Source organism: Paenibacillus faecalis, from assembly GCF_900289175.1.
GTDB classification, from domain to species: domain Bacteria; phylum Bacillota; class Bacilli; order Paenibacillales; family Paenibacillaceae; genus Paenibacillus_AQ; species Paenibacillus_AQ faecalis.
Map to the genome: position 1 here is coordinate 2,722,337 of NZ_LT985747.1, position 23,876 is coordinate 2,746,212.

A 23,876-nucleotide genomic window follows, 5' to 3' on the forward strand; every position below is an offset into this window, starting at 1 on the left:
AACTTGTTTTTTTTACAAAAAAACGACTACTTTCTGTACGATACAGAAAGCAGTCGCTGCTCAAACGCTATATATCAATATCTGTTTAGCAGTAAAATTTTAATATTCGGCGTTACATAGCCGGAATAACAGCCATAACCAGTTTAAGGAATTGATCACGTACCTTTTCAGCCGTTTCCATAACCTCTTCATGTGATAATGGCTGATCCAGAATACCTGCAGCCATGTTGCTGATGCAAGAAATACCAAGCACTTCAAGGCCGGCATGGCGGGCAACGATCACTTCCGATACCGTGGACATCCCAACCGCATGCGCACCCAAAGTACGCAGCATCACGATTTCGGCAGGGGTCTCATAGGTTGGCCCCAAAAGACCTGCATATATACCCTGCTTAAGCATAACACCGTGGTTTTCTGCCGTCTCCAAAGCCAGTTTACGCAATCGGCGGCTGTAAGCCTCAGACATATCCGGGAAACGTACGCCAAGTGCCGGATCATTCGGTCCGATCAGCGGATTGCGCCCTGTCATATTGAGATGATCTGTAATCAGCATCAGATCCCCCGGCTCAAATGAAGTATCGATTCCGCCTGCCGCATTCGTAACGAGCAAGCTTTTTACCCCGAGCTGCTTCATCACACGTACCGGAAAAGCCGTAACCTCCGGACCATAACCTTCATACATATGAAACCGGCCCTTCATCATCACGACAGGACGACCCTGAATTTTCCCCAGCAAAAGCTCGCCTTCATGTCCTTCTACTGTCGATACAGGAAAATGCGGGATATCGCTATAGGGGATGGACAGCGTATCCACCAACAAATCAGCAAGCACCCCAAGTCCGGAGCCAAGAATCAGACCAACCTCCGGTTTCACCCCGCCTTTGCTTTGGATAAACGCAGCTGCTTCTTCAATCATTCCTAAATTTACATGACTCATTTCAGCACTCTCCCATTCACCATTTATATTAATTGTGATAAAAAACTTCTTCCATGCTCCGACAGCTTGGCTCCAAAATTATCAGCAATCGTTGCACCTATATCCGAAAAGGTGTCTCTAATCCCCAGACTGCCACCATGTGTAAAACCCGGACTATATACAAGAAGTGGAACATATTCACGAGTATGGTTCGTTCCCGTATGAAGTGGATCGTTGCCATGGTCTGCTGAAAGAATGAGCAGGTCATCCTCCTTCAGCATTTTCATCAATTCAGGAAGCGAGCGGTCAAAATCAAGCAGGGCTTGTCCAAAGCCGTCAGGATCACGGCGATGTCCATATAGTGAATCGAAATCGCCCAGGTTGGCAAACAGCAAACCATTGAACTTTGCATTCAATTGTTCCATAATGACTTCCATTCCGTGCCGATTATTTCTTGTTGGCAGTGCCCGGGTGATGCCTTTACCGGAAAATATATCATCAACCTTGCCGACAGCAATGATATCAAGTGCATGATGTTGTAGTGAGTTCAAGACGGTTGGTTCCGGAGGTTTCACAGCAAAATCACGCCTGTTAGATGTAAAATTATAACTGCCAGGCTCGCCGATAAACGGACGGGCAATCACTCTCCCTGTTGAAAATTCAGGCTGCAGCGTAAGCTGTCGGGCGATTTCACAAGCTTTATAAAGTTCTTCAAGCGAAATGACTTCCTCATGTGCTGCAATCTGAAACACGCTGTCAGCCGATGTATACACAATCCATGCTCCAGACTTCATCTGTTCCTCGCCATATTCCTCCACCACGGCCTCATCTGAGGCCTGTTTATTACCGAGGACCTTACGCCCTGTCTGCTGCTCAAACCGGGCAATAAGCGCCGAAGGAAAGCCTTGAGAGTATGTATTAAACGGTGTTTTCACCCGCAAACCCATGAGTTCCCAATGTCCGGTCATCGTATCCTTCCCCGCGGATTGCGCTCGCATTTTACCATAATAGGCTTGCGGTGTATCTAACGGCGGCACGTTGGGCAATGGAGCAATATTCCCTAATCCAAGCTTTTGCAAATTCGGCAGTGTCAAGTTCGGGCTGTGTTCCAAGACATGTCCCAAAGTATGAGCTCCACCATCCCCGAATTTAACTGCATCCGGCGCTTCCCCGATTCCCACGCTGTCAAGCACAATCAAGCATATCCGCTTAAAACGATGTTTCGTGATGTCTGGCAAGTTCAATCACTCCTCGTATATTGGTTAGGTGCAGCACTCGGAAATCATGTTCGACATGTAAGGTAAGAATGTTAGCGATTGGTCCGATCAGCGAAAAGATATGAATCGTTAATTGCCTGCCCTCGGGTGGTGCGCTTCATAAACATCTTTCATATTCTTTTTGGGTGTTTGATACATTTGTGTTGTAGACAGATTGGAATGACCGAGCAGCTCTTGTACAGAGCGCAAGTCCGCTCCATTATCCAGCATATGGATCGCAAAAGAATGTCGAAGTGTATGGGGGGTAATGTCTTCCACAATCCCTGCCTCTTTGCCGTATTTCTTAATTATTTTCCAAAAACCTTGACGCGTCAGCCTCGTACCCAGCGCATTTAAAAACAGTCCCTCCTCATTGCTGTCAGCCTTGAGAAGCCGCTCTCTCATTCCATTCAAATACTGTTTTACGCTGCGTGCCGCGATCGGACTGATCGGCAATATCCGTTCCTTGCCTGAACTTTTGGCACACCGAACAAATCTAAGCTCTGGATTTACATCTTGGACACTCAAAGCAACGAGCTCTGAAACGCGAATACCTGCCGCATACAATAATTCAAGCATCGCTTTATCCCTTGCACCTTGAGGCGTTGACTCGTCTGGCGCATTCAGCAGCTTGTCCACCTGTTCTACGGAAAGCGCCTTGGGTGCTTTGCGCTCCAGCTTCGGGGTCTCAAGCATCACTGACGGGTCGAGTGTAATAACAGAGCGACGTACCAAATATTGAAAAAAGGAGCGAAGAGAGACGATACATCTCATCATCGTGGACGAAGCCCTGCCCTTTTGCTTCAAACTTCCCAAATAAAGACTAAGCAATGTCCGATTCACATCAACAGGCTCATCCACTTCGCGCTCCTTGGCAAAGTCAATAAACCCAGTGATATCTTTGCGATATGATTCTGTCGTGCTGGCTGACAACCCTCTTTCCTCTTTTAAAAAGGATATGTAGTCGTCTAAATACTGCTTCATGATTTATTCTGCTCCTTATCACTGCTCTTCCATACGCAAAAGATAGCAAAAGACATTTACTCACCATACCAATAGTATAAACGAAGTCTGTCTCGTGGTGTTACCCATGTATCCATCGATTTTTCAAACTGAAATGCTTTAACGGCATGTCCGGCCGGCTCACGATAGGGTTCCGTTGGTGATATCCACTGATTCGCCAAGGATAGAACATAGTAAAAAAACAAAGTAAGCACGGCAAATAAAGCGGCAAATCTTATGAAAGAAACCATTTTACGTATTGAAATAATCATAATTGGCTTCGCCCCTTTTCATAGAAGGAAATCCTGTCCAATCCAAAGAATGAACAAATGCTCCGAAAGCAACAGTTTCTTCTCGGGCAGCAAGATGGATTGAACATTCACCCAAGTCTATGAGCTGTTTCCATATAATATGACGAAAGCCGATTCGGTTATGTATGTATATATGTTTACAAATTTTAAAAAAGCCCTCCCGGGATGTCCATCTCCGTAAGAGGGCTACTGGCGTGACTTCTCACACCAGTTGCTGCTATTGCACTAGGATTCATTGTCATCCTGTTTTCCTTTTTCCTTGCATCGATAACAGATGCCCTGAAAATCAAGACGATGATCGTGTACAGTAAAATTAAATTCTCTCTCCAGCCGCTCTTCCAATGGTCCGAGCCAATCCTCGCGTATTTCATCCATGCTTCCGCACTGGGTACAAATCAGATGATGATGATGATGCTTCGATGTATCAGTCCGCAGGTCATAGCGGGCTACACCATCTCCAAAGTTAATCTTCTCAACCACATGCAGCTCGCTTAACAGCTCGAGGGTACGGTATACGGTTGCCAGACCGATCTCGGGAGCTTTTTCTTTCACGAGCATAAAGACGTCTTCTGCACTGAGATGATCATCCTCATTCTCCAACAATACGCTGACGGTGGCTTCCCTTTGGGGCGTTAATTTGTAGCCTTGGGATTGTAACTGCTGTTTGATTTTGTCGATCCGTGCTTCCATCGTTTCCCTCCCCCTTGGAAATCACTGCACGTAATTGTTCACTTCCTTCATTATAGGGGGACTTTGCAAATAAAGTCAAACGATTTTGCTACTTGTTAAAGGCTCTGATTAGGGAGAAGCATCGGGGCTACCCACTGCATCATACCCGGCGTAACCCATGTTTCAAACATAGATACACCAAGTATAAGCAGAACCATGATGAAAGTAAGGCCTATATATGAAGTGAATGGTTTGGTGACACTTCTGCTGCGCTGCATGATCAGGCGGTTTTTTATAATAAAAAGCGAAAAAGATATGGCTGCTACGCTGCACATGATTAACACCGGAATCACTAGCAGATTTTGTGGTGCGATGGATACGAGGGCGAACAAGAGACCTTGCCAGGAATATTGACCGACCAAATAACCGACCGTAAAACCAATAAGAACTCCTTTAAAAAAATCAAGAATTAGAATGCCCGGAAGACCAATAACCGACAATCCCAAAATCCAGATCAAGCCGATCCATTTCAAATGAAGCGCCGCAATACTGCCGAATGAAGTCTGCATTTGTCCAGCGCCTTCGTGCAAGGTCAGAAAAAAATGGTCCAGATAACCCGCTAAATCTTGCTGCTGCTCCAAAGACAGCGCGTTTACCATCAATGCCCCAAACAACACTCCTACTAAAAATAAAACGGCAACAAACACATATAGAGGCGCCTGATCCTTAAAACTCTGGCGGAATAATTGCATGAAATAGAGTCCCCTTTCTTGTCTCTATCTCTACTCTATGTGTGTTTAATGCCGTCTATGACTTTCTAAGTTTAATAGTTTTTCATTTCCGAACGACCTTCCCGTACACTCCGCCTCCGCCCGAGGACAGCTCCAAAGTGCCGTTTCTGGCCATAACAATACGATGGGCAAGAACTTCTCCAACAACAGATGCAATATCTTGTTCGGAAGCACGATGAAGGATCGCCATTTCAGTACCAAATGCTTCAAGCAACTTCAGGATGGATGCCTTTCCGAGCCCCGGAATAAACTCCAGCGGAACCTGATAGCAATATGGGGGGCGGTGGATCGGAAGAAAAGGCTCTTCTCTGTCAGCGATAGACATAATCCGGTCAAACACCCCTTGAACCATCTTTATACTTCCACAATACGGACATCGATCCGCTAAGGAAACAACCGCTTCGTCGTCCAAAATACTGTTGCAGCCAGAGCAAAATGTTCGGTGATATTTGCCGAGACGTGGATCAAGACCGTAGTTTGCAGTCACCTGTCTCCCCGCTTTCCGTTCCAAAGCAAGGCGAAACTCATCAAAAGACGGATTCAGCATACGGATCTTATTGTATTCCCGGCCGATCTTTCCAAGTGAATGCGCATCGGAGTTCGTTAAAAACGAATAGCCGTCCAGCTCTGACAGATAGCCTGCCATGGACGAATCTGCACTTAAACCGAGCTCTATCCCCGCTATTCCCCGTAAGTCAAATACATCGGACATTTTGCGGGACATGCTCCCATATAGACCTTTATGCGGAGTAAATACATGCGCCGGTATGAGTATTCCGCCCCGATCGATAATTTCTTGCTGCAATTCTCTTGGTTGAACATAAATACGCTGAGAGCTCAGTCCAACATTTTTCATATACCTTGTCATCCACCGCGTGAAATCCTGCATTGTATCCAAATCGCGAAAATAAGTCAGTACATGGGCAGCCCCTTTGGCGCCGGTATTTCTGATCTCGATTTCACTACCTAGAAGAATGACGGTATCCTGATAAGCAATTCCTCCACCCTCTATTTCTTTCATGATGCCGCTGTCCAGGCAAGTCATAATATCATCTTGAACGAAGGGAGAGTGGCAATCGATAATACCGATCATTTCAATCCCTTTACGCAAGGCGGCCTCTTTCGCAATGTTCTCAAACGTAAGGTTTCGGCTTCCGCTGATTTTTACGGCCTGTCCGTTTTTCGTGCGTCCAATATGAATATGCAGATCACTGTAAAATTCATGTAATTCGGCAGTCTTATTCAGTTGCTCCGAATGACACATTTTAAATTCTCCCCGTCAGTTTATACATATTCCATGCATACACAGCCAGGATCGTCTTAGCATCACTGATGCGCTCCTCCTGAATCAGTCGGTATGCCTCATCTAAGGTAATCTCGGACATTTCCAGAAATTCATCCTCATCCGGCGCCATATCCCCGCTTGTCAGATCTTCGGCAAGATACAAATGAATCAATTCATCCGCAAAGCCGGGTGAAGTATAGAAAGATTGAAGCTTGCGGATCGAACCGCATGTATATCCGGTCTCTTCTTGCAGCTCACGTTTCGCCGCTTCTAAAGGATCTTCGCCGCGCTCCAGTTTTCCTGCAGGGATTTCCACTTCACAGCGGCCCAGTGGTTGTCTGAATTGATCGACTACGAGCATTTTGTCATCACGCAGTGCCAGCACCGCAACGGCCCCCGGATGCCGTACAACCTCACGGGTAGCCTGCTGACCGTCAGGCAGTTCAACCGTATCCACCTGCAGAGATATTATTTTTCCTTCGAATATCTGTTTCGTTGAAATCGTCGTTTCTTCCAATGATTTGTTAAAATGGCGGTCCTTATTGCCAAGATCGCTCATCCTGTAGCCTCCTTTGATTAAAAACGGCATGACTGCCAAAACTAATGCATAAGCTGTATTATATCAAATTTTTCGAGAAAGAAGGATCAGGACCATGAAGAGCTATCAAGGTACGAAATCGATACATATGGTTGGACAAGCCTGGCAAATTAGAACGATGCTGAAGCAGTGGCAAAAACAGTGGGGCCCCGAAGTTACAATTACAGAACTTTTGCTCCAAAACAAAACAAATCGATGCAGCAAATAACAAAAACATAGGCCTTTCGACTTAAAAATCGACTTTGTTCTGTTTTTTTCGTAAAAATACCATGACCAATCCCCTTTTGCATGTGTTCTATTAAATGGGAGGTTTCGATGTGCGATATCTTATAAATAGAGAACCCGAAAGTAACGCTGAGCCGCCAAAACAAGCTTATGAGCTTGGCAAGTGGCATAAAAACCGCGGACATTATGAAGAAGCTTTGTCGTGCTTTAAACAGGCTGCAATGGCGGCAAGTTATAAAGCACCGACCGACATGGAGCGTTTAGCTTTAAGCTTAATCGAATACGGACGTTTGAGTGCCAAATTAAACAAAAATACAGAAGCGGCTGAAGCATTCAAGCAAGCTCTGGTCTGTGGAATGCCTTACGCTGCAGAAGCCTTGAAAGAATGGGCTTTGTTAATGTATCAAGCAGGTAGTAGTGACCAGGAAATATATAGTCGTCTTTTATCCGAGATGCCTTCACCTTCCATTAACCTCTCCATACTCGGACATGCACTGAAAGTAATCGGAGCTTATACCGAAGCCTCACTTTGTTTTCAAATGACTCCATATACGGATACACCGACTGGAATCGCTCATGCTCATTGTCTAATCAACGATGGTCGGTTAGAAGAAGCCATGAACTTGCTTGTCCGCTTGAATCATAAATCTATCTCCGCAGATTGGATACAAGACAGCCACTCTGATTGGATCAGCCTCACCATGTTCTTGTGCAAATGGCGCCTGAACGGCTCCCTTCCCTATCTTCCTGCTTCCGATGATGATCGATACAAGCTTGCTAAAGCTGCCGCTTCACTCGGCATGATCACTGAAGCCGATTTCCTGGTATCGACTGAAGGAGCTATTGGAGAATGTGCCCTCATTTGTATGCTTTATATCGAAGGGTATACAACATTGGCTGGAACCCGAATCAGCCGTTTGCCAGATCAAACGTTTATTCAGTCACACCCCTATCAGAGTCTACTTCAATTTGTTACCGCAGAACGACTGTATGACCTGGGTGATTTTGAAAAAGCCTCTGTTCTATTTAAAAACCTGCGGTTATCTTGCCCTGAGCATACAAGTGCCAAATTTGGAGAAGCGGCCTGTTACTTACAATCTGCTCTACTTTCCCTTTCTTCTCGTTTTTCCAAAAAAAGCAGTTCTGATGGAACAGAGAGAAAAATTTTCAAATATATGCACAGCATTAACGCAGCACTCCACATCGTGGAGAATACCAATTGGCATACCTATTGGACACCGGCTCAACTCCGCCGCGAAAATCCGGCTGACCGTTCAAAAATGCTGAATTAAACATATAAAAAAAGACTATCCCCAAAAGAGAACGAAGCAATTCTGGAAAAGCGGTAGCGGTCGCCTTTGTCCCCAATATATCTTCCTTGTAAAATGAATTCAGGATATTCGGGGGCAAGAGCGATTGGAGGAATGCTTCGTTCCGATAGCGTCCTTAGAACAGACAAAGGAGCCGCCCGGGTCAATGGACCTTTTGGGACAGCTCCTTGCTAATTTTTTTAGTTATAGCTTCAGCCCTTCGCTGCTTCTTGTACAATCGCAACAACAATCTGCGCCGCCTTTACCAGATCAGCAGCCTTGATGCGTTCATTGGTCGTATGGATTTCCTCATATCCAACTGCGAGGTTTACAGTTGGAACGCCTAAACCATTAAATACATTGGCATCGCTGCCCCCACCAGAATGGAACGTACGGCCTGACATGCCCAGTCCTTCAATCGCACGCTTGGCGAGCTGAACAACAGGATCGTTCTCGTTGAAGCTGAATGCTGGGTATACTATTTCACTGCGGAATTCACTTGTTGCATGGTTTTCACGTACTGTCATTTCCAGTGCTTCACGCATTTGATCAACTTGTTTTTCCACTTTTTCCTGCACAATGCTTCTGGCTTCTGCATCAATCTGTACATAATCGCACACGATGTTGGTCGGACCGCCGCCATGGAATTTTCCAATATTAGCAGTCGTTTCTTTATCAATTCGACCAAGCTTCATTTTGGCGATGGATTTGGCAGCCACCTGAATGGCACTGATGCCATCCTCCGGATTCACTCCTGCATGAGCTGATTTTCCGGTGATCGTCATCGTTATCTTCGCCTGAGTGGGCGCTGCGACTGCAATCGCCCCTACTTCTCCATTCGAATCGAGCGCATAGCCGAGATCGGCATCCAAATGTTTAGGGTCCAAAGCTCGTGCCCCCATAAGCCCAGATTCTTCACCAGCGGTAATAATAAATTGAATTTGACCATGCGGGATTTTATGTTCCTTGATTACGCGGATAGCTTCGAGAAGGGCAGCGATACCAGCTTTATCATCCGAACCAAGAATGGTCGTGCCGTCACTGCGAATCCAACCGTCTTCTCCGAGTATAGGCTTAATGCCCTTTCCTGGAGTTACCGTATCCATATGGCAAGTAAAGAGCAGTTTAGGAGCTTTATCCACCTGCTCTGCCTCCCAGGTGATGATCAGATTTCCAGAGCCATGTCCCGTTTTATCCTTGGAGTCATCCTCGACGACTTGAAGCCCCAAACTTCCAAACTTCTCTTTAAGCACAACCGATATCTGTTCTTCATGCTTCGTCTCGCTGTCTACACGTACCAATTCCATAAATTCATTGACAATGCGTTCTTGTGAAATCATTAGACTTTCCTCTCTTTCCTGGATGAGTTACAATATGACTTATAAGTTATGAAAGCAATCATTGGTCTATATGTTCATCATTTAAACTTAATCCAAAGGAGTCACACCATGCAACGTAAAAAATTGTTTCGTCTCGCCATCTATATCATGCTAGCTGCCATGATCGGCTCTACGATTTTTATTGTTATTGAACCATTTCTTCTGCGATAAGGTTTTGACTGCCTACAATCAACCTTGACATTGAATCTCATAAGGAAACACCCGGGTGAAATAAGGAATGATCTCCCGGGCGACTTCCTCTACCTCCAAATGCTTTCCTGTACATTCTTCCAGGGAGGTCACGCCAAACTCCTGTATTCCGCAAGGGATAATGCCTGAAAAACCATCCTTCTCAATGCCTGACTTCACATTAAGAGCAAAGCCGTGACTTGTTACGAACCCTCGATAATTTCGGCATTTGTTAAATTTGACCCCAATGGCACAAATTTTGCGGTCCCCGACCCACACCCCGGTATATTTCGGTTTTCGCCCGGACTTAATTCCAAAATCGGCCAGATAATTGATGATCACCTGCTCTACGTCTCGCAAGTATTTGTGAAGATCCAGGTTCGGCCCACCCTCTAGAAACAACAGCGGATATCCGACCAATTGACCGGGTCCATGATATGTAATATCGCCTCCGCGATCGATCTCAAACAGACTGATTCCCTTGTCTTTCAGTTCGTCTTTACTGAGAAGCAAATGCTCCGGATGCCGCTGTGAGCCCATCGTATAGGTAGGGGGATGCTGCAGGAGCATCAAACACTCGCTTGCTTCCCCCTGATCGATTTCTTTTACTCGCTTCTTTTGCAGGTCCCAGGCTGCTCCATAGTCCATCATCGGTGTATACGATACTTCCAGTGTTTTCTTCATCCTGGTGCGCCTTCTTTCTTAGAATTACAGTATGATATTGGCAAGATATACGACACTTAATACAACTTGGTATCCATCGTAAATCCTTCCAGATTATCTTTCACACGCTGCAAAAATCTACCGCAAATAACACCATCCAATATTCTGTGGTCCAAAGAGAGACATATATTGGCCATCGAGCGAACCGCAATCATATCATTGATGACGACCGGTTTTTTTACGATGGATTCAAACGTTAGAATGGCCGCTTGCGGATAGTTGATGATCGGATAAGACAAAATAGAACCGAAGGAGCCTGTGTTGTTCACCGTAAAAGTACCGCCTTGCATATCGTCTAATGTAAGCTTGCCCTCACGGGTTTTCCGGGCTAGTTCATCAATTTCACGTGCTAATCCGGCAATGTTTTTCTGGTCCGCTCTCTTGATGACAGGTGTCATCACTGAATCCTCGGTTCCAACGGCAAGAGAAAGGTTAATATCCCGTTTAACAACGATTTTATCGACTGCCCAGAACGAATTCATGATGGGATAATCCTTAATCGCGTTGACAACAGCTTTCAGCAAAAAGGCCAGATAGGTCAAATTTACGCCCTCATTCCGCTTAAACTCATCCTTGAGCTTGTTTCGAAGCAAAACAAGATTGGTCACATCAACCTCAATCATCGTCCAGGCATGAGGAATTTCAGAAACACTTTGACGCATATTTCTGGCGATCGTGTTGCGAATTGGCGTTACGTCAATAAAATAATCGTTTCTTCCGTGCCCTACTCCTTCGACTTCGATCGTTGGAATTTTTGGGGACTCGGTCAAGTGAAGACCCGAATGCCGTACATTAGGGATAGCTGTTCCAAGCGGTGGACTGGACTCCCCTTGAGATTGAAACATCCCTGTGAATTGTGAAGGAGAAACGGTCGAATGATGATCCGGTGCCTGAACAGGTGTCTGATGTTGAACTGGTGCTTCCTCCGGTTTGCTGCGGGCAGTCCTTTCATTTTTTCCTTGTTCAATGAACAACAAGACATCTTTCCGCGTAATTCGGCCTCCCATACCGGTTCCTTTAACTTGGTTAAGGTCAATGTGATGTTCTGCTGCCAAACTTTGTACAGCCGGAGAATAACGCGCACGCATCGAATGATCGACCTCAGCAGCGCTTTGTCTGGATGCTGGCCGGGACTGCGCTGGTGATGTTATTTCGACTGTGTCGCTTTCAGCGGTTAAAATACGGCAGATCATTTCACCAACACTAACGGTCTGACCTTCCTCTGCCAAAATTTCACCCATGATTCCGTCCATCGTTGACGGTATTTCTGCATTTACCTTATCAGTCATCACTTCACAGATTGGTTCATATTGTTCAATGCGGTCTCCCGGCTTTTTCAACCACTTTCCAATCGTAGCGGAAACGAGCGACTCCGCCAGCTGCGGCATCGCCACATCCATCATTTTCCCGTTTTCCGACATGCTCACAACTCCTTGTATCTTAATAGAGCGCCAGTTGACGCATGGATTCTTTCACTTTGTCCTTGTTCAGCATATAAAATTTCTCCATTGGAGGACTGATCGGCATCGCAGGTACATCCGGTGCGCACAATCGCATAATCGGAGCGTCCAGCTCATACAAGCAGTGCTCTGCAACAATGGCAGCAACTTCAGCCCCAACGCCTCCGGTTTTGTTATCCTCATGTACAATCAACACTTTTCCGGTCGTACGGGCGGCCTCTATAATAGCCTCCTGGTCAAGCGGCTGTAGTGTTCTAAGGTCCAGAACGTGTGTGGTGATTCCCTCTTCCCGTTCAAGTTCCTCTGCAGCCTGCATGACAAAATGCAACGGCTGGCTGTAGCCGATAACCGTAATGTCGGTACCTGTTCTCAACAGATTCGCTTTGCCGATCGGAACCGTGTAATCCTCTTCAGGAACGTCACCTTTAATGAGCTTGTAACATTTTTTGTTCTCGAAAAAAAGCACCGGGTCCGGATCACGTACAGCCGCCTTCAGCAGCCCTTTCGCATCGTAAGCTGTAAATGGAGCTACGATCTTAAGACCAGGTGTCCCAAAGAATACAGACTCGGGACATTGGGAATGATAAAGACCACCAAAGATGCCCCCGCCGATCGGAGCACGGATAACGACAGGACAACTCCAGTCATTGTTGGAGCGATAGCGGATTTTTGCCGCCTCACTAATGATCTGATTGGTTGCAGGCAGCATAAAATCGGAATACTGCATTTCAGCGATCGGCTTCATGCCATACATAGCTGCGCCGATGGCTACACCGGCTATAGCCGATTCAGAAAGCGGTGTATCCATCACCCGCATTTCTCCGAACTGCTCCATTAGCCCCTTCGTTGTCGTAAACACGCCGCCTTTTACGCCGACATCCTCACCAAGAACGAATACGTTCTCATCCCGCTCCATTTCTTCCTTCATGGCGAGGCGAATAGCATCGATATATTCCATAACGGCCATTTCTATCGTCCTCCTTCATTCTCGGCGTATACATAACGCAGCGTATCTTCCGGCTTCGGAAAAGGAGCCTGGTCCGCATATTCTGTCGCTTCTTTAATTTCCAGGTTTACCTGCGCGATCAAGTCCTGCTCTTTATTTTCATCCCACAATCCGGCTTCGATTAAATATGCTTTAAAACGGGCTACCCCTTCGTTCTTCCAGTTCTCTTCAACCTCTTCTTTCGTCCGATACGCCAAATCGTTATCCGATGTAGAGTGAGGTGACAAGCGGTACATCATCGCCTCAATCAAGGTTGGTCCTTCACCGCGTATAGCTCTATCCCGCGCTTCCTTAACAGCCGCATACACTTCAAGCGCATCGTTACCGTCTACACGAACACCTGGAAAGCCATAGCCAAGCGCACGGTCGCTAACCTTCCCGCCAAGCTGCTTGTGTGCGGGGATTGAGATTGCATACTGATTATTTTCACACATGATAATGACCGGAAGCTTATTGACCCCGGCAAAGTTACACCCTTCATGAAAATCTCCCTGATTGCTAGAACCTTCCCCAAACGTAACAAAAGATACAAAGTCTTTTTTCTGCATTTTTGCAGCTAAAGCAAAACCGACAGCATGAGGAACCTGAGTAGTGACCGGGCTCGATCCTGTTACGATTCGAAGCCTTTTGCTGCCGAAATGCCCTGGCATTTGACGGCCCCCGCTGTTAGGGTCTTCCGCCTTGGCGAAAGCGGAAAGCATCAGGTCCCGCGCTGTCATCCCAACCGCAAGCACAAATCCATAGTCACGGTAATAGGGAAGAAAATAATCCTTTTCACGATCCAGAGCGAAAGCAGCGGCCACCTGACAAGCTTCCTGTCCAACCCCAGAAACGTGAAAATTGATTTTCCCCGCCCGCTGAAGAAGCAAATTCCGCTCATCAAACTTACGGGCCAGCATCATATATTTGTACATGTCCAGTACTTGTCCATCTGTCAATCCAAGCTGTTCATGCCTGCTGTTTGCAGTCATCCTTTTCTGTTCTTTCATGGAGATCCCTCCTTAGTCATCACACCAGCCATCTAATACACAAGTCCATTTATCGTTATAACAGTGTATTATCCACTTCTCAGATCTAGTATTAAAACCTGGTACTAAGACTTGGCTTAATGCTATTATAATCCCTTTTTCCGTAAAAGGAAATGCGGGATTGCTTATCGAGAAAATCTCCTCTTCATATGCCGGTAGATCTCCCGTCAACAGCAAGCATAGCTTCACCGATGATTTCAGACAATGTTGGATGTGCATGAACCGAAGAACCGATTTCCCATGGCGTCGCATCCAATACCTGAGCAAGCGCCGCCTCACCAATAAGCTCCGTCACATGCGGACCGATCATATGTACTCCCAACAGATCATTCGTCGCTTTATCAGCAATAACTTTCACAAATCCGTCTTTCATTCCGTGCACGAGCGCTTTTCCATTAGCCTGAAAAGGAAATTTGCCGACCTTAATTTCATGCCCGCGTTTCAGCGCCTGTTTCTCGGTTAATCCGACGCTGGCCGCTTCTGGTCTTGTATAGATACAGCGAGGAATCCACTCTTGACGATAGGATAGATGCTTCTCACCCGCTAAATGATGAACAGCCGTCATCCCTTCATGGCTTGCCGCATGAGCTAGCTGCATTCCCCCGATAATATCTCCAATTGCGTAAATATGCGGCTCGGTAGTTTGCATAAATTCATTGACTATAATAAGACCCTTATCGATTCGCACATCCGTATTCTCAAGACCGATGTTTTCTACATTCCCTTCACGGCCTACGGACACCAGCAGCTTGTCTGCTGTTAGCAGATGCTCTTTATCACGATGGCGAACACCGATCATGATCTGGTTTTCTTTTATTTCACACGTATCGATTAGAAGCTCAGCTCCCGTCATGATCTTAATGCCTCTCGCCGATAAAAGCTTATACATTTCCTTGCCGATCTCCTCATCTTCGGCAGGCAGCAGTTGATTAGATGACTCTACGACCGTAACCTCTACGCCAAAATCATTTAGCATGGATGCCCACTCCATACCGATTACTCCACCGCCAACAATTATGATGGAACTAGGGAGCTCTTCCATCTGCAATGCATGGTCGCTAGTCATCACAAATTTTCCATCTGGCTCCAGCCCTTTGATTTGACGGGGACGAGAGCCTGTTGCAATCATGAGGTGAGTAGGGACGATCGTCTCCATCTCTCCATCCTTGAATTCAACAGCTACCGCGCCGCTACGGGGAGAAAATATTGAAGGACCGATTACCCGACCCTTACCGTAAATAACACGAATTTTATTTTTTCGCATTAAATACTGTACTCCTTGATGAAGCTTCTCCACGATGTCTTCTTTTCTCTTTTGAACTTTCGCAAAGGACAGTCTTACCCCATCTACTTCAATTCCATAGTTTTCGCTTTCCTTCATTTCCGCAAACACTTCTGCACTACGCAGCAAAGCTTTGCTCGGAATACAGCCCCGATGCAGACATGTTCCTCCAAGCTTGTCTTGCTCAATGATCACTACGTCCTTCCCAAGCTGTGCAGCCCGAATAGCTGCCACATAACCACCGGTGCCTCCACCGAGAATCGCTACATCACATGTAATTGCCACTGACGCACCTCCGTATATGTACTTCATTTCTTTTTTTATTGTACTCTCTTTTTTTCGTATTACAAATTTGGCCCAATTTACGAAATAGACATAAACGATGGAAAAAGGTAAGATAAGAAGTATAATTTTACATATCCTGTCGAGGGAAGGAATCGCCTATGAAACTAATGATTTCCCGATTCATCGCAATCATTATTTTAGTCATACCAGGCTTTATGGCGATGAAGGGCTTTTTAATGATGAAAGACACCGTCTTCGACTATATATCCGCACATGGCAACGATCAGATCATAAATCCTTCGTTCCAGTGGCTTCATTTTGGCGGTGGTCTGCTCCTGTTTGTCCTAGGCATCAGTTTTTTGGGAGGATGGATATTGTACCGGGATCGCAAGCGCAACTACGTAGGTCCACGATTCAAGCAAAAACGGCCTCGGCCCGATGCTGCTACACGCTCCCGTTAAAAGCTACAATCCGCCCGTAAAACGGCTTTATATGGGGAGAATAATAAACACCGGGGATATTGGTCCATACCCGGTGTTTATTTTTATGTAGCTTCATAAATTATTCCATTAAAGCATCCCTTAATTTACTGGACATTCTTGCCTGTTTGGATTGTTTCAATGCGGCTTTACGGAGATTCAAGTTTTGGCGATTGACAGATTCCAACTCCTCCAACAGCTGCTTTACAAGCAGCGCAGCTTCACTGCTTAATTGACCTTTTTCCTCCAAACGTTTAGCTTGGTTCGCCAGATTTAAGACGGTATCATTCATGCTGTGAACTTCCTTTCCAGAACAAACTTATAGCCTCTATCTATATTACTCTATATGCAAGCCTTTGACGTACTCTGCGATCAATTCAGGCATCCATTCTTTTAAATTCCAAAACGTAAATCCGGCCTCCGCAGCCAAGCTGTTATCCATGGTCCAATCTCCCGGTATTCCGAACGGCGACATATGCTCTGCCTCAGCAGAGAGCTGTAATGGCGCTGTCTTGCCTGTCTCAGCCTTGATCATGTCCATAATCTCCGGCACAGATATGGCCCCGTTGGAACAAGCATTAACAGGCCCCTCAAATTTAACTTCCCCTGCCCATTGCAGAAATTGAGCTGCTTCTTCCGCATGGATAAAGGAGATGAGAGCTTCCGGCGCAGGCAGTCCGATAGCTTCCCCTCTCAAAGCATGCTCAATATGGAATAGAAGCCTCTTGGTGTAATCATCTATCCCCAGAACGATTGGGAAGCGTACAGCTGTGACGTTTAGATCATGGCGGCTAAAGAGAACCGCTTCGGCTTGACGCTTTCCTTCTTTATAATTATATTCCCCGCTTTCGCTTGGAACAGCTTGATAAAGGTATGGGTCAAAATCTTCTTCCTTAAGTGGATGATCTGCAAAATCATAAACCGAAAGTGTTGAGGTCAGAACATAATGATCGATTCGACCAGCAAAAAGCTGTGCCGCGTGATCTGCTTCTTCCGGGGTGTAACAAATGTTATCATAAACTACATCAAACTCAGCATTCCCAATGGCCCGGCTTAAACTTTCAGGGTCCTTTCGGTCGGCTACAAGTCGTTTGACATTATCACCGAAATCATCCTTATTGTTTCCTCTTGTTAATAAGGTCACCTCAGCTCCGCTGTCGATCAGGTTCGCAACCAATCTTTTTCCGAAGAAACGAGTGCCTCCCAGCACTAAAACTTTTTTCATAGAATTATCCCCCCTGATTCATGTTCATCATGTTAAAGAATTCTCTGGCTCAGATGCCCATATAACCTTTTCTTCACCCTCAGCTTGAATTCCTTTTATTTTCGACGTCAAATAAAAAATTGATACAACGAAAAACGCCACTCCTGCAAAAATGAATTTGCAAAGTGACGTATTTGAATGATTATGTCTGTAAAATGTAACGTCTGATCAATTTCTGCCGAAAATGTTGGCGCTTGCGGAAAGTTGATGAACATTCATGCGCAATAGTTCAAAGGAATCTGCGATGAGTCCAATTAACCTTCAGGAACGGCCTGCTTTACTCACCGTTATCTTTCCGCGTAGCACCAGCATTTCAAGACACCTTATGTTCAATCCTCAGCTTGTCAGCTACCATAGCTATGAATTCAGAGTTCGTTGGTTTAGATTTACTAATATTGATCGTATAACCAAACAGATGACTGATCGAGTCGATATTACCGCGCGTCCAGGCGACTTCGATCGCATGTCGGATCGCACGTTCCACACGTGAAGGCGTTGTCTTGAATTTCTCAGCAATAGCCGGATACAACGTTTTTGTAATAGAACCCAAAATCTCAATGTTGTTATATACCATCGTAATGGCTTCCCGTAAATATTGGTAACCTTTAATATGAGCAGGAACGCCAATTTCATGAATGATGGATGTAATATTTGCATCCAGATTCTTGCCTTTACCCATAGGAACAACATTGGATTTCAGGCTGCTAAACGACGAACTCGCGGACATACTGTTAGGTACTCCTACCAGCTGACGAATTCGGCTGGCCAGCACTTCCATATCAAATGGTTTTAAAATATAGTAAGAAGCACCTAACTGCACGGCACGCTGAGTGATGTTTTCTTGACCGAATGCTGTGAGCATAATGACCTTCGGTTGTGGTGATAAATTCATATCGCGCAGCCGTTCAAGAACGCCGAGGCCATCCAAATGAGGCATAATAATATCAAGAATTAAAACATCAGGAACTTTGCCGGTTTCCTCGATCATACTGAGAACTTCCTCACCATTGTAAGCAACGCCGGTTACGATCATATCTTGCTGATCTGAAATGTATTCTCCAAGCAGGTTTGTAAACTCACGGTTGTCGTCTGCCAATAGTACCTCGATTTTTTGCAATTCGTGCTCCTCCTTTATCATATCAGTTACTTTATTTTGATTTCTCGTAAGTAAAGTTTTCGACATAGTCATTAAAATTCCTTCTGTCGAAAATTATTTTTCTTTATTTTTTTTCCAAGTTGTTTTATAATGAATGTTTTGTTTCAAATTATTTCTTATTTCGTCTTAATACGACAAAAAATCTTAAGGCATCAGCCTGCCTTAAGATTTTTAGCTTTGTCTTGAGTTGAAGGAAGAACTCCTGAGTCCTGAAGCATCCATTCAATAAAACACCCATAACCTGATTTGGGATCATTCACGAAGACGTGCGTAACCGCTCCGATTAGTTTTCCGTCTTGTACAATCGGGCTTCCGCTCATCCCTTGTACGATTCCGCCTGTTTTCTTAAGGAGTCTTGGATCGGTTATTCGCAGCACCATTCCCTTAGTCGCGGGAGAATCCTGTCGTGAAACATGAATGATCTCGATTTTAAACCGCTCGATTTGCTGTCCTTCTACAACGGTCAAAATTTCAGCAGGACCAGCCTTTACTTCATTCGCTAAGGCCACAGGAATCGGCTCTGGATATAGACTTTGACTTGGCATTTTGTCCATTTTCCCAAAAATCCCAAAGTGAGTATTTCGCTCCACATTACCCAGTACTCGTCCATCTTTCAAAAAATGAGCACGCTTCTCACCAGGCTCCCCTTCTTCACTGCGTGAAATTGAAGTAACATTGGACTGCATGATTTGCCCGCTTCCGACTTCAATCGGAGTTTGGGTATTCATATCTGTGATGACATGTCCTAAAGCTCCATAAATCTTTTGGTGAGGTGCATAAAATGTCAATGTTCCTACACCTGCAGCAGAATCACGAATATATAGACCAAGGCGCCAGGATTGATCTTCATCATCATAAGCAGGAGTGAGTTTTGTCTTCATTTCCTTGTTATTACGTTTAAACGTAATGTCCAATGGTTTTTTCGAAACACCGGCTTTTTCAACGATTTTTGCAACTTTTGTTACATCATCCAATGCAATTCCATCCATCTCAGTTAACAAATCGCCCAATTTAAGTCCTGCCATTTCTCCAGGTGATGATTTTATTCCGTTGGAATGCACAAGGTGATGACCTACAACCAAAATACCGGCAGATTTCACTTTAACCCCAATCGTTTGCCCACCTGGATACACTTTAATTTCAGGCATCACATTAACATGTACTGTCTTAAGAGGAATTTTCCCGAATAATTTCAATGTGATTTCTGCCTTGCCGCTTTGCAGAGGGTTCAGCTTTAATGGCTGATTAAGCGAAACATTAAGCGATGACCGGTTTGATCCGTTGATTTGCAATACATCCGGACGATCAACAGAAGCCTGAGCCTGTACCGGCATAGCAAGGTTCAGCTTTCCTTGCTGCCCTGTAATCAAACGAATTTCATCTGGCAATACCGCTAAAGACTGAACAGGTTCAGTTCCAACGAAACAAAGAAAGAAAGCAAGAATAAAACCGAGAAATTTTCTCCTGAGGTTAGGGTTCAATGGCTGTCACGCTCCCTTTTTCTTCTTTCGCTTGACGAAAAGGTTGGTCGCCAATTGCGTACCTTTAAGTTAACCCTGCCTTCAGTCTTTTATAACTGTCAATCATTGACCCGATGCGCTTTTGGACGCTTTTTGCGCTTTCGCCAAATTGAGCATCTCTTGGGCATGATGAAGCGTTTTTTCCGTAATTTCAACGCCGCCAAGCATACGGGCAAGCTCCATGACACGGCCTTCTTCGTTCAATGACTCAACCTGTGTCATCGTCCTTCCTTCATCCAACTTCTTCTCAATTAAGTATTGATGATCTGCCATGCAAGCGACCTGCGGAAGATGGGTAATCGAGAATACCTGACATGTTTTAGCCAGTATGTACAGCTTCTCAGCAATCGATTGTGCCGCACGACCGCTGACACCGGTATCCACTTCGTCAAATATAAGGACAGGAATTTTATCATGTCTTGCAAAAATGCTTTTCATCGCGAGCATAATTCTTGAAAGCTCACCGCCAGAAGCAATTTTGGCTAAAGGTCTTAGCGGTTCACCGGGATTTGGAGAAATAAGAAATTCTGCCGTATCGATTCCCTGTTTACCTAAACGAATACGCCTTCCCTCATATTCATAACCGTTCGAATCATCCTGCAAGTCCATTCGCACTTCAAGCGTCGTTCGTCCCATCTGCAGATCTTTAAGTTCCTGCTCAACTTGTCTGGCTAGATCAGAAGCACATTGTTTTCTCGCTTCGCTAAGTTCTTTTCCTAACTCCAACAATTCCTTAAGCAGCTCATCTCTACGGCTGGTTAAAGTTTCAATATGCTCTTCTTTATTTTCAAGCAAGTCCACTTCCTGCTCAATGCGTTTGTAGTATGCCAGTATTTGCTCTACATTATCCCCATATTTTCTACGCAAACCGGAAATCATATTTAAACGTTGTTCAATCTCATTCAGCCGCTCCGGATTGAATTCGATCTGATCCCTATAGTCACGTAATTGAAATACGACATCCTCCAGCTGGTAATATGCGGACTGAAGTTGTTCAGTCAAAGGCTTTAGCCCTTTCTCATCAAAACGGGACACATCATCTATACGTGTTAATGCACGGTTAATCGCTTCAAGGCCTTGCGCTCCGTACAGAAGCTCATATGCGCTGCCTACAGAATCCATCATCTTCTCGCTGTGTGCCAGCTTGATTCGCTCTTCAGATAATGACTCATCTTCCCCCGGCTGAAGTTCAGCAGCAGCGATCTCCTCCAGCTGAAAGCGATACATATCCAGCATTTGATACGCTTTTTGACTGGATTCTTGCAAATCATTCAGTTCCTTTTCAACTTTGATGAACTGGCTGTATTTTTCCTGATATTTCTGTTTAATCGGATGAATCAAACTTTCCCCATAAGTATCGAGCAGACTAAGATGCTTATCAGAACGCAACAAACTCTGATGCTCATGCTGACCATGTATATTAATCAGCTGTTCACCAATTTCACGCAGCATACTAAGGTTTACCAGCTGCCCGTTTATACGCGATGTACTTTTTCCTTGTGAAGTCAATTCCCTTCGAATGAGCAAATGCTCTTCAGGGCTCCCCTTAATACCAAGCTTTTTCAAAGCACTCCAGACAGGGTGCGCTTCGGAAAGGTCGAACAGAGCTTCAATTTCAGATTTATCGCAGCCATACCGAACCAGATCCGCCGAGCCGCGCCCACCTGCTATAAGTCCCAGTGCATCTATTATGATCGATTTACCGGCTCCTGTTTCACCGGTTAAAACATGAAATCCCGGAAAGAACTGAACATCTACCGCTTCCACAACCGCCAGGTTTCGAATAGATAAGGTCACTAACATATATTGCACCTCCGACCCGAATCTGATCCATGATCATTATTCAAGAAATATATCCTTTGATTTGTGATACGACCATCTCGCTATCTTCCTCAGTGCGACAGATCAATAACATCGTATCATCTCCGCATATGGTACCTAAAAGATGTGACCATTCCATATTGTCCAATAAAACGGCAATGGAATTGGCCGTACCTGGCAAGCACTTTATGACAACCAGATTACCTGTACGATCGATATGCACAAAATTGTCAACAAGCGCGCGCTTTAATTTTTGAACCGGATTATAGCGCTGGTCTGTTGGCATGGAGTATTTGTACCGGCCATCATCCATAGGCACTTTAATAAGGAGCAATTCCTTGATATCTCTGGATACAGTCGCTTGCGTCACTTGAAATCCTTCAGATCTCAGTGCCTCTACCAACTCATCTTGAGTTTCGATTTCCTGATGCGTAATAATATCCCTGATTTTAATATGTCTTTGTCCCTTCATTTGTAAAGCCCCCCGATTTTCATTCAGCTAGTCGCTTCCAATCCATTCTTCGTCCGACCAATCCATCGTTATTCGCCGAATAGTGTTTTCGTTCATGTCGATGTACAGCAGTCCAGCACATTCCGGATACAATAACATAAATGGCATAAGCCCGTCCCTGATCCCGCTCCCTGTCCAATCCAAAGGTTTACGTTCTCGGGACAACTTGACAAGATATAAGTCACCGCTATCATCTGTCACCACGTAATCAATAAACAAACGACTGTAAACCGGCATTTCATCCGTATCAAAGGTCAGGTTGACTTTTACCTTTCCCCCGATAACTTCATACCCTTCCTGTTCAATCAGCTCAATTGCAGGGTGATCAGGTATAACCTCATTGATGGGTACGCCAGGAAGCTGACTTGATGCCGGCGATGTAAGCCAGCGGTTGAGCCGCCATACCAACAACAGGATTACAATGATCCCGATCAATACCATAAGTAGCCCATCATAACGTTCATTCATCCATTCTCACCTCGAACCTTTATTCGCGGAAGAATGGAGCAACTCCTTTTTTTCAGCAAAAGAAACTCATCATTTAGATGAGTTTCCCGTAAATGTATGAGTCGCCTGCTGCACAACGCTGTCGATCCATTGACCCAACTGTTCCGGAATAGGTTGTGAAACATCCCCCGGTTCTTCCGTTTGGGCTTCACGCTCCGGCATGATCTGCCAGTGAGCTAAAAATTCAATATTTCCTTCGCCTCCGGTTATAGGGGAGAAGGTAAGTCCTTTTAACTCAAATCCCAATTGATGAGCAAAGGTAAGCACTTGAACCAGAACTTCTCGATGCACCTTAGGGTCTCTTACAACCCCGGATTTACCAACCTTATCGCGCCCCGCCTCAAACTGCGGCTTTATTAATGCAGCGACGTCTGCTGGCTTTCTCAAGAGCGGCACAAGCGCTGGTAAAATAATTCGCAGCGAAATAAAGGATACATCTATGCTTGCAAAATCAGGAATCGGCCCCTTCAGATCATTTGATGTCATATACCTGAAGTTGGTCCGCTCCATTACGCAGACTCGCTCATCATTTCGTAGCGACCAATCCAGCTGATTATAACCGACATCTATAGCATATACATATGTTGCTCCATGCTGCAGCGCACAATCCGTAAAACCACCGGTTGATGAGCCGATATCCAGCATGGTTCGTCCCTTCATATCAATACCAAACGTATTCAGTGCCTTTTCAAGCTTCAAGCCGCCACGGCTAACATAAGGATGAACTGCACCTTTTACTTTAATGTCGGATGATCTTGGTATTTTCATACCTGCTTTTTCAATACGTTCGCTCCCGGAATATACAAGCCCCGCCATGATGGCTGCCTTTGCCTTCTCCCGACTTTCATAATAGCCCTGCTCTACCAGCAAGACGTCAATTCGTTCTTTTTGTGTTGAATCCAT

The 23,876-nt window shown here is 45.2% G+C and carries 26 protein-coding genes; 4 read left to right on the forward strand and 22 right to left on the reverse strand.

The genetic code is table 11. The features are described 5' to 3' along the window. Positions 1-112 precede the first annotated feature (112 nt). The 8 genes from C8268_RS12930 to C8268_RS12965 form a co-directional block, all read right to left on the reverse strand. Complete coding sequence (locus tag C8268_RS12930; protein WP_106768053.1) at positions 113-937, reverse strand: purine-nucleoside phosphorylase; 825 nt, start codon at positions 935-937, stop codon at positions 113-115. A gap of 23 nt (positions 938-960) precedes the next feature. Continuing rightward, on the reverse strand, positions 961-2,154 hold the full coding sequence (gene deoB / locus C8268_RS12935; RefSeq protein ID WP_106768054.1) for a phosphopentomutase: 1,194 nt from the start codon (positions 2,152-2,154) through the stop codon (positions 961-963). Between the two features lie 108 nt (positions 2,155-2,262). Continuing rightward, positions 2,263-3,156 carry a site-specific tyrosine recombinase XerD gene (gene xerD, locus C8268_RS12940; protein ID WP_106768055.1) on the reverse strand — a complete coding sequence of 298 codons (894 nt, stop codon included), beginning with the start codon at positions 3,154-3,156 and terminating at the stop codon, positions 2,263-2,265. Between the two features lie 56 nt (positions 3,157-3,212). Continuing rightward, positions 3,213-3,446: a DUF4227 family protein gene (locus C8268_RS12945; RefSeq protein ID WP_106768056.1), complete on the reverse strand. Its 234-nt coding sequence runs from the start codon at positions 3,444-3,446 to the stop codon at positions 3,213-3,215. A gap of 264 nt (positions 3,447-3,710) precedes the next feature. Continuing rightward, on the reverse strand, positions 3,711-4,175 hold the full coding sequence (fur, locus tag C8268_RS12950) for a ferric iron uptake transcriptional regulator (RefSeq protein ID WP_106768057.1): 465 nt from the start codon (positions 4,173-4,175) through the stop codon (positions 3,711-3,713). Between the two features lie 95 nt (positions 4,176-4,270). Continuing rightward, positions 4,271-4,906 carry a stage II sporulation protein M gene (spoIIM, locus tag C8268_RS12955; RefSeq protein ID WP_106768058.1) on the reverse strand — a complete coding sequence of 212 codons (636 nt, stop codon included), beginning with the start codon at positions 4,904-4,906 and terminating at the stop codon, positions 4,271-4,273. A gap of 82 nt (positions 4,907-4,988) precedes the next feature. Next, positions 4,989-6,209, reverse strand: coding sequence for an endonuclease Q family protein (locus C8268_RS12960; protein WP_106768059.1), 1,221 nt, complete (start codon positions 6,207-6,209; stop codon positions 4,989-4,991). A 1-nt stretch (position 6,210) separates the two neighbouring features. Then, positions 6,211-6,789, reverse strand: coding sequence for an NUDIX domain-containing protein (locus C8268_RS12965; protein ID WP_106768060.1), 579 nt, complete (start codon positions 6,787-6,789; stop codon positions 6,211-6,213). 94 nt (positions 6,790-6,883) lie between these two features. Here C8268_RS12965 and mciZ point away from each other — a divergent pair, with 94 nt between their 5' ends. Continuing rightward, complete coding sequence (mciZ, locus tag C8268_RS12970; protein ID WP_106768061.1) at positions 6,884-7,036, forward strand: Z-ring formation inhibitor MciZ; 153 nt, start codon at positions 6,884-6,886, stop codon at positions 7,034-7,036. A 109-nt stretch (positions 7,037-7,145) separates the two neighbouring features. Beyond that, positions 7,146-8,345: a hypothetical protein gene (locus tag C8268_RS12975; protein WP_106768062.1), complete on the forward strand. Its 1,200-nt coding sequence runs from the start codon at positions 7,146-7,148 to the stop codon at positions 8,343-8,345. A gap of 230 nt (positions 8,346-8,575) precedes the next feature. Here C8268_RS12975 and C8268_RS12980 read toward each other — a convergent pair whose 3' ends face one another. Further along, positions 8,576-9,703, reverse strand: coding sequence for a tripeptidase T (locus C8268_RS12980; protein WP_106768063.1), 1,128 nt, complete (start codon positions 9,701-9,703; stop codon positions 8,576-8,578). 108 nt (positions 9,704-9,811) lie between these two features. Here C8268_RS12980 and prli42 point away from each other — a divergent pair, with 108 nt between their 5' ends. After that, positions 9,812-9,913 (forward strand): stressosome-associated protein Prli42, encoded by a 102-nt coding sequence (gene prli42 / locus C8268_RS12985; RefSeq protein WP_106768064.1) that lies wholly within the window; start codon positions 9,812-9,814, stop codon positions 9,911-9,913. Between the two features lie 18 nt (positions 9,914-9,931). Here prli42 and lipB read toward each other — a convergent pair whose 3' ends face one another. The 5 genes from lipB to lpdA all read right to left on the reverse strand — a co-directional run bounded on the left by lipB (position 9,932) and on the right by lpdA (position 15,715). Beyond that, entirely contained in the window at positions 9,932-10,615 is a 684-nt protein-coding gene (lipB, locus tag C8268_RS12990; protein ID WP_106768065.1) for a lipoyl(octanoyl) transferase LipB, read from the reverse strand. A gap of 56 nt (positions 10,616-10,671) precedes the next feature. Beyond that, positions 10,672-12,075, reverse strand: a complete 1,404-nt coding sequence (locus C8268_RS12995; protein ID WP_106768066.1) for a dihydrolipoamide acetyltransferase family protein — start codon at positions 12,073-12,075, stop codon at positions 10,672-10,674. A gap of 19 nt (positions 12,076-12,094) precedes the next feature. Then, positions 12,095-13,081 carry an alpha-ketoacid dehydrogenase subunit beta gene (locus C8268_RS13000; RefSeq protein ID WP_106768067.1) on the reverse strand — a complete coding sequence of 329 codons (987 nt, stop codon included), beginning with the start codon at positions 13,079-13,081 and terminating at the stop codon, positions 12,095-12,097. A 2-nt stretch (positions 13,082-13,083) separates the two neighbouring features. Then, positions 13,084-14,109, reverse strand: a complete 1,026-nt coding sequence (locus tag C8268_RS13005) for a thiamine pyrophosphate-dependent dehydrogenase E1 component subunit alpha (protein ID WP_106768068.1) — start codon at positions 14,107-14,109, stop codon at positions 13,084-13,086. A 184-nt stretch (positions 14,110-14,293) separates the two neighbouring features. Beyond that, a complete protein-coding gene (gene lpdA, locus C8268_RS13010; RefSeq protein ID WP_106768069.1) occupies positions 14,294-15,715 on the reverse strand; it encodes a dihydrolipoyl dehydrogenase in 1,422 nt (473 codons plus the stop codon). A gap of 158 nt (positions 15,716-15,873) precedes the next feature. Here lpdA and C8268_RS13015 point away from each other — a divergent pair, with 158 nt between their 5' ends. After that, a complete protein-coding gene (locus C8268_RS13015; RefSeq protein ID WP_106768070.1) occupies positions 15,874-16,176 on the forward strand; it encodes a DUF2627 domain-containing protein in 303 nt (100 codons plus the stop codon). A gap of 100 nt (positions 16,177-16,276) precedes the next feature. On the opposite strand, the gene C8268_RS13020 is transcribed toward C8268_RS13015, so the two are convergent. From C8268_RS13020 to C8268_RS13055, 8 genes are all read right to left on the reverse strand, one after another. Then, positions 16,277-16,486: a hypothetical protein gene (locus C8268_RS13020; protein WP_106768071.1), complete on the reverse strand. Its 210-nt coding sequence runs from the start codon at positions 16,484-16,486 to the stop codon at positions 16,277-16,279. A 45-nt stretch (positions 16,487-16,531) separates the two neighbouring features. Beyond that, the gene (locus C8268_RS13025; protein WP_106768072.1) at positions 16,532-17,419 is read right to left on the reverse strand and encodes an NAD-dependent epimerase/dehydratase family protein; all 888 of its coding nucleotides are present in this window, start codon (positions 17,417-17,419) and stop codon (positions 16,532-16,534) included. Positions 17,420-17,771: 352 nt separating this feature from the next. Continuing rightward, positions 17,772-18,575 carry a sporulation transcription factor Spo0A gene (spo0A, locus tag C8268_RS13030; protein WP_106769941.1) on the reverse strand — a complete coding sequence of 268 codons (804 nt, stop codon included), beginning with the start codon at positions 18,573-18,575 and terminating at the stop codon, positions 17,772-17,774. A 191-nt stretch (positions 18,576-18,766) separates the two neighbouring features. After that, positions 18,767-20,095, reverse strand: a complete 1,329-nt coding sequence (spoIVB, locus tag C8268_RS13035) for a SpoIVB peptidase (protein WP_106768073.1) — start codon at positions 20,093-20,095, stop codon at positions 18,767-18,769. Between the two features lie 102 nt (positions 20,096-20,197). After that, positions 20,198-21,937 carry a DNA repair protein RecN gene (gene recN / locus C8268_RS13040; protein ID WP_106768074.1) on the reverse strand — a complete coding sequence of 580 codons (1,740 nt, stop codon included), beginning with the start codon at positions 21,935-21,937 and terminating at the stop codon, positions 20,198-20,200. A gap of 40 nt (positions 21,938-21,977) precedes the next feature. After that, on the reverse strand, positions 21,978-22,427 hold the full coding sequence (ahrC, locus tag C8268_RS13045) for a transcriptional regulator AhrC/ArgR (protein WP_106768075.1): 450 nt from the start codon (positions 22,425-22,427) through the stop codon (positions 21,978-21,980). 27 nt (positions 22,428-22,454) lie between these two features. Then, the gene (locus tag C8268_RS13050) at positions 22,455-22,934 is read right to left on the reverse strand and encodes a hypothetical protein (RefSeq protein WP_106768076.1); all 480 of its coding nucleotides are present in this window, start codon (positions 22,932-22,934) and stop codon (positions 22,455-22,457) included. A 69-nt stretch (positions 22,935-23,003) separates the two neighbouring features. Next, positions 23,004-23,876 carry a TlyA family RNA methyltransferase gene (locus C8268_RS13055; protein WP_106768077.1) on the reverse strand — a complete coding sequence of 291 codons (873 nt, stop codon included), beginning with the start codon at positions 23,874-23,876 and terminating at the stop codon, positions 23,004-23,006.

What these genes read in the sequence shown, in the direction of transcription:
- C8268_RS12930 (WP_106768053.1), bottom strand. Translation starts at nt 937, where the DNA reads ATGAGTCATGTAAATTTAGGAATGATTGAAGAAGCAGCTGCGTTTATC.
- xerD (WP_106768055.1), bottom strand. Translation starts at nt 3,156, where the DNA reads ATGAAGCAGTATTTAGACGACTACATATCCTTTTTAAAAGAGGAAAGA.
- C8268_RS12945 (WP_106768056.1), bottom strand. Translation starts at nt 3,446, where the DNA reads ATGATTATTTCAATACGTAAAATGGTTTCTTTCATAAGATTTGCCGCT.
- fur (WP_106768057.1), bottom strand. Translation starts at nt 4,175, where the DNA reads ATGGAAGCACGGATCGACAAAATCAAACAGCAGTTACAATCCCAAGGC.
- spoIIM (WP_106768058.1), bottom strand. Translation starts at nt 4,906, where the DNA reads ATGCAATTATTCCGCCAGAGTTTTAAGGATCAGGCGCCTCTATATGTG.
- C8268_RS12960 (WP_106768059.1), bottom strand. Translation starts at nt 6,209, where the DNA reads ATGTGTCATTCGGAGCAACTGAATAAGACTGCCGAATTACATGAATTT.
- C8268_RS12965 (WP_106768060.1), bottom strand. Translation starts at nt 6,789, where the DNA reads ATGAGCGATCTTGGCAATAAGGACCGCCATTTTAACAAATCATTGGAA.
- mciZ (WP_106768061.1), top strand. Translation starts at nt 6,884, where the DNA reads ATGAAGAGCTATCAAGGTACGAAATCGATACATATGGTTGGACAAGCC.
- C8268_RS12980 (WP_106768063.1), bottom strand. Translation starts at nt 9,703, where the DNA reads ATGATTTCACAAGAACGCATTGTCAATGAATTTATGGAATTGGTACGT.
- prli42 (WP_106768064.1), top strand. Translation starts at nt 9,812, where the DNA reads ATGCAACGTAAAAAATTGTTTCGTCTCGCCATCTATATCATGCTAGCT.
- lipB (WP_106768065.1), bottom strand. Translation starts at nt 10,615, where the DNA reads ATGAAGAAAACACTGGAAGTATCGTATACACCGATGATGGACTATGGA.
- C8268_RS12995 (WP_106768066.1), bottom strand. Translation starts at nt 12,075, where the DNA reads ATGTCGGAAAACGGGAAAATGATGGATGTGGCGATGCCGCAGCTGGCG.
- C8268_RS13000 (WP_106768067.1), bottom strand. Translation starts at nt 13,081, where the DNA reads ATGGCCGTTATGGAATATATCGATGCTATTCGCCTCGCCATGAAGGAA.
- C8268_RS13005 (WP_106768068.1), bottom strand. Translation starts at nt 14,109, where the DNA reads ATGAAAGAACAGAAAAGGATGACTGCAAACAGCAGGCATGAACAGCTT.
- C8268_RS13015 (WP_106768070.1), top strand. Translation starts at nt 15,874, where the DNA reads ATGAAACTAATGATTTCCCGATTCATCGCAATCATTATTTTAGTCATA.
- C8268_RS13020 (WP_106768071.1), bottom strand. Translation starts at nt 16,486, where the DNA reads ATGAATGATACCGTCTTAAATCTGGCGAACCAAGCTAAACGTTTGGAG.
- C8268_RS13025 (WP_106768072.1), bottom strand. Translation starts at nt 17,419, where the DNA reads ATGAAAAAAGTTTTAGTGCTGGGAGGCACTCGTTTCTTCGGAAAAAGA.
- recN (WP_106768074.1), bottom strand. Translation starts at nt 21,937, where the DNA reads ATGTTAGTGACCTTATCTATTCGAAACCTGGCGGTTGTGGAAGCGGTA.
- ahrC (WP_106768075.1), bottom strand. Translation starts at nt 22,427, where the DNA reads ATGAAGGGACAAAGACATATTAAAATCAGGGATATTATTACGCATCAG.
- C8268_RS13050 (WP_106768076.1), bottom strand. Translation starts at nt 22,934, where the DNA reads ATGAATGAACGTTATGATGGGCTACTTATGGTATTGATCGGGATCATT.
- C8268_RS13055 (WP_106768077.1), bottom strand. Translation starts at nt 23,876, where the DNA reads ATGGATTCAACACAAAAAGAACGAATTGACGTCTTGCTGGTAGAGCAG.